This is a genomic window from Thermodesulfovibrionales bacterium (genome assembly GCA_035622735.1).
GTDB lineage: Bacteria > Nitrospirota > Thermodesulfovibrionia > Thermodesulfovibrionales > UBA9159 > DASPUT01.
In genome coordinates, this window is sequence record DASPUT010000155.1 from 1 (window position 1) to 3,868 (window position 3,868).

Sequence of the window (3,868 nt, forward strand, 5' to 3'; positions counted from 1 at the left end):
CACCGTATAAATGCCGCCTACGTAAAAGTTTTCGTACAGGGGGACATCTTTCCCGAAAATGCCGACCGCATATCCGAGCCGTCCTCTCAGCATGATGGTCGTGCCGGTTTTGCCTATAGGGAAAAACCATGCCGAATCGGCAACGCCTTTCACAAAATCATTCGTGCCGCCGAGGCCGGTGAAGTTTACAAAGAGGGAGTTACGCGACCCGCTTGAGGGGTCAAGGTAATTATCACGGGAATCCCTGGTCACAGAGGGCGTGATGGAACTGTTTAGGTTTGTGCCTACCTGCTGCTGGATGACAATCGATGCGGTCGGGTTTATATTAAAAATTGTGGGCTGTGAGAGGTTGTATGCGATGTTCGCCGACCAGTATTCGCCGTAGCTCTTACCGAAGCCAAAGCCGAAGCCGGTAGCCCTTTCTTCATAAAGCGGGTATGTACGTGTATTATGGTACAGATCCGCAGTGAAGGAAATCGGTTTATCCATGAACCAGGGGTCTCGGTATGAGAGTTCATAAAAGGAAGACTTGCCTCCCAGTTCCGCCCTAACTCTCAGATACTTGCCCGTTCCGAAGAGGTTGGACTGGGTCACATCGACCATTCCGATTATCCCGTCGACGGAACTGTAACCGCCGCCGACACTGATAAATCCCGTTGCCTTTTCCTTAACCTTGACGTCGATGTCCAGAACTTTTTCCTCGTATTTCGGCTTCGGTACGAGTTCGACAGTCTCGAAGTAGTTTAGGTTATTGAGCCGCTCGTAGCTCCTCTTCAGGAGGGCGCTGTTAAAGAGATCTCCTTCATCGAGGCGAACCTCGCGCCGTATGACCTTGTCCTTTGTCTTGGTGTTGCCTGAGACCTCGATTCTCCCTATGTGATAAATGCTCCCCTCTTCTATCTTATAGGTCAGACTCACCTGCTTCGTAACATCATCGGCAACTACGTCCGGAAAGACATTGGCCAGGGCGTAACCATTCTGCGTATAAAGCTCCGTCACGGCAGCGATATCCTTTTTCAATATCTCCTTGCTGAAAATGACCCCGGGGGATAACATGATCCGGCTCCTCAATAGCTCTTCCGGATAGGCCTTGTTGCCTGAAATGTCCACCGATGCAATCCGATACTGCGATCCTTCAGCAATCCGGATCGTGATGATCATTCCGCTCTTATCGCCCGTGAGGCTAATTTCTGGCTCGGCCACAACTACTTTGATATAGCCGTTATTGAAATAGAGGTCCTTGATCGCTTCCACATCGGCGTTCATCGTTTGCCGAGTGTAGTACCCGGATGAGGTGAGAAAAGAGAGTAGATTCCATGTGCTCGTCTTCATGGCTTTCCGCACCTGGCTTGACGAAATGGCCTGGTTACCCTCAATGACGATTTTTTTGACCTTAACCTTCTTCCCCTCGTCGATGAGATAGGTGAGGGAGACTTCATTTTCCCCCACCCTATTCACCACCGGAACTACCGTGGCAAGCCAGTATCCCTCTTCTTCATAATACTGTTGAATCTTTAAGGCGTTATCCTGAATCAGCGTCGTGTCTGCGATCGAACCGGCTGTTATCCCGACCTTCTCTTTCAGCTTATCATCGGCCAATTCCTTGTTCCCCTGGAAAGAAACCCTGACAATCGTCGGCTTTTCTTTCACCACATAGATCAGCTGGATGCCGCCCTCCTGAGGCTCCATCTCGGCGGTCACATCATCAAAATATCCCATTTTGTAAATGTTCTTTATGTCCTCGGATATCTTCTCATTAGAAATCGGTTCGCCCGTCTTCTGCGTTATTTTGGACTTGACTGCGCCCTCTTCGATCCTCTTGAGTCCTTTAACTGTGATGGAATTTACAATAGGAGCCCCCTGCGCAAGAACGTCGCTGGCATCCCCGGTCACTATGATAGCTGCCAGAAGATAGAGTACCAACATAGCCGGAGAGACCCTGATCATCTGTTCCTCCTCATATTGAAGACCCTTCTCATCTCGGATATCCGCCGACCGAACCCGCATAGTAAAATGCAGGAAATTCGGCACGTTAGTATACCTCCCCCGACGAATTAAGTAAATAGGAAAATGAGCAGGCAGAAATCCGCCTGTGCTGTGGCCGGCACCGGCACTCCTCAATTCCCGACACCCCTCTCTTGACAGATTCTTTTTCCCTTTGATAACGTATCCGCGAACCCTCTCCGGCCTCACTAGTGACGGGAAGGGCTTCAGCCTTTTCCCGGAGAAACCCATGCAGACCCCAAAATTCAACAGAAGGCGTAAACCCGTCAGCGCTTCCGGAAGCGGAGAATGGATTTACGGTATCAATCCCGTCCTTGAGGCGCTCAAGGCCCGCAGGGATATCAAGGCCCTCTTTATTTCAGCGGGGAGACACGAAAAAGTCGGCGAGATAAGAAAAGAAGCCGAGAAGGGGGGCATCCCTGTCGAGAGCGCCGAAGCAGGCTTTTTCGACAAGAATTTCCCTAAGGGCCATCAGGGGGTAGCCGCGAGGGTTCTTCAAAAGGCCTATGCAATGCTGGACGACATCCTAGCCATGCCTTCAGAGAGAAATGAAAAGGCCCTCTTTGTCGCTCTTGACGGCATAGAAGACCCGAGAAATTTTGGGGCGATTCTGCGTTCCGCCGATGCGTCCGGGGTTCATGGTGTCATTATCCAGTCTTACCGATCGGCGGGTATCGGTCCCGAGGCCTCCAAGGCTTCCGCAGGCGCGATGGAGTATGTTCCCGTTTCGGTCGTCCCGAATATCAAGTACGCAGTCCAGAGAATGAGAGAAGAGGGAATCACTGTTGTCGGTACCGACGCCCTTGCTCCTATTCCCCTCTGGGAGACGGATCTTACCGTCCCCCTCTGTGTGGTAATAGGATCTGAAGGCAGAGGTATGAGGAAAATTCTCAGGGAGTATTGTGACGTTCTCGTGAAGATTCCGATGACAGGGGAAATCGGTTCTCTGAATGTTTCGGTTGCCACTGGGATACTGCTTTTTGAGGTTATGAGGCAGAGATTCACCCAAAAAAAGAATTACCAGGAAGTTTTGTGAGCATAGCTTAGAAAACAATAATTTTTCTTGAAAAATTAGGTTTGACCAATATATAATGAATCTCTTAAATTAATCACTTGATTAAAAGAGAAGGGAAGGTGGACTGTTGCCTCTTAACGCCACCGTAGCTCAGCTGGCAGAGCAGCTGATTTGTAATCAGCGGGTCGGGGGTTCGATTCCCTTCGGTGGCTCCATGGAGAGGTTCCCGAGTGGCCAAAGGGGACGGGCTGTAAACCCGTTGGCGCAGCCTTCGGAGGTTCGAATCCTCCCCTCTCCACCAGGAACAACAGGGAAAGAGGGTCGAGCGATCGTGAGGAGTTGCGGTAATGACACGCATGTTCATTACCGAGAAGTTGGTGCGGGAGTAGCTCAGTGGTAGAGCGTCAGCCTTCCAAGCTGAGGGTCGCGGGTTCGAATCCCGTTTCCCGCTCCATGAAGATAGTCAGAAAGTGCGGATAAAAGCTGAGCCGCTGAAGCTCATGATATCCCTCGTGATGGCTTTTTGCTGCTTTAGTGTTGGCGCCCATGTAGCTCAGTCGGCAGAGCACATCCTTGGTAAGGATGAGGTCACCGGTTCGATTCCGGTCATGGGCTCTGTGAATGGGAAGAGGAGTTAATTCATGATGCGGTCGATGAGTAGTGAGAAACTGGTCACTCCCTTACTCGATTACGCACTGCCTCGATAGGGAATAAAGGAGGAGAGATGGCGAAGGCAAAATTTGAGAGGACGAAGCCACATTGCAATGTAGGGACGATAGGGCATGTAGATCATGGGAAGACGACATTGACGGCGGCGATAACGAAGGTACTGGCATTTAAGGGGCAGGC

Annotated in this window: 3 protein-coding genes and 4 tRNA genes; 6 read left to right on the forward strand and 1 reads right to left on the reverse strand. The window is 50.8% G+C overall.

All coding sequences use genetic code 11. From position 1 onward, the window contains the following. Nucleotides 1–1,947 (reverse strand): outer membrane protein assembly factor BamA (gene bamA / locus VEI96_08225; protein HXX57973.1); only part of this gene is annotated, 1,947 nt, incomplete at its 3' end. A 286-nt stretch (nucleotides 1,948–2,233) separates the two neighbouring features. Between bamA and rlmB the strand changes: the two genes are divergently transcribed. The 6 genes from rlmB to VEI96_08255 form a co-directional block, all read left to right on the forward strand. Continuing rightward, nucleotides 2,234–3,040, forward strand: a complete 807-nt coding sequence (gene rlmB / locus VEI96_08230; GenBank protein HXX57974.1) for a 23S rRNA (guanosine(2251)-2'-O)-methyltransferase RlmB — start codon at nucleotides 2,234–2,236, stop codon at nucleotides 3,038–3,040. Nucleotides 3,041–3,158: 118 nt separating this feature from the next. Further along, nucleotides 3,159–3,234 (forward strand) — tRNA-Thr (locus VEI96_08235). Between the two features lies 1 nt (nucleotide 3,235). Beyond that, nucleotides 3,236–3,320: transfer RNA gene (locus VEI96_08240), tRNA-Tyr, on the forward strand. Between the two features lie 78 nt (nucleotides 3,321–3,398). Continuing rightward, nucleotides 3,399–3,473 (forward strand) — tRNA-Gly (locus tag VEI96_08245). 88 nt (nucleotides 3,474–3,561) lie between these two features. Then, nucleotides 3,562–3,634 (forward strand) — tRNA-Thr (locus tag VEI96_08250). A 109-nt stretch (nucleotides 3,635–3,743) separates the two neighbouring features. Further along, a partial coding sequence (locus VEI96_08255) for a GTP-binding protein (protein HXX57975.1) occupies nucleotides 3,744–3,868 on the forward strand: 125 nt, incomplete at its 3' end.

Coding starts and splice junctions, on each gene's coding strand:
- rlmB (HXX57974.1), top strand. CDS start 2,234: ATGCAGACCCCAAAATTCAACAGAAGGCGTAAACCCGTCAGCGCTTCC.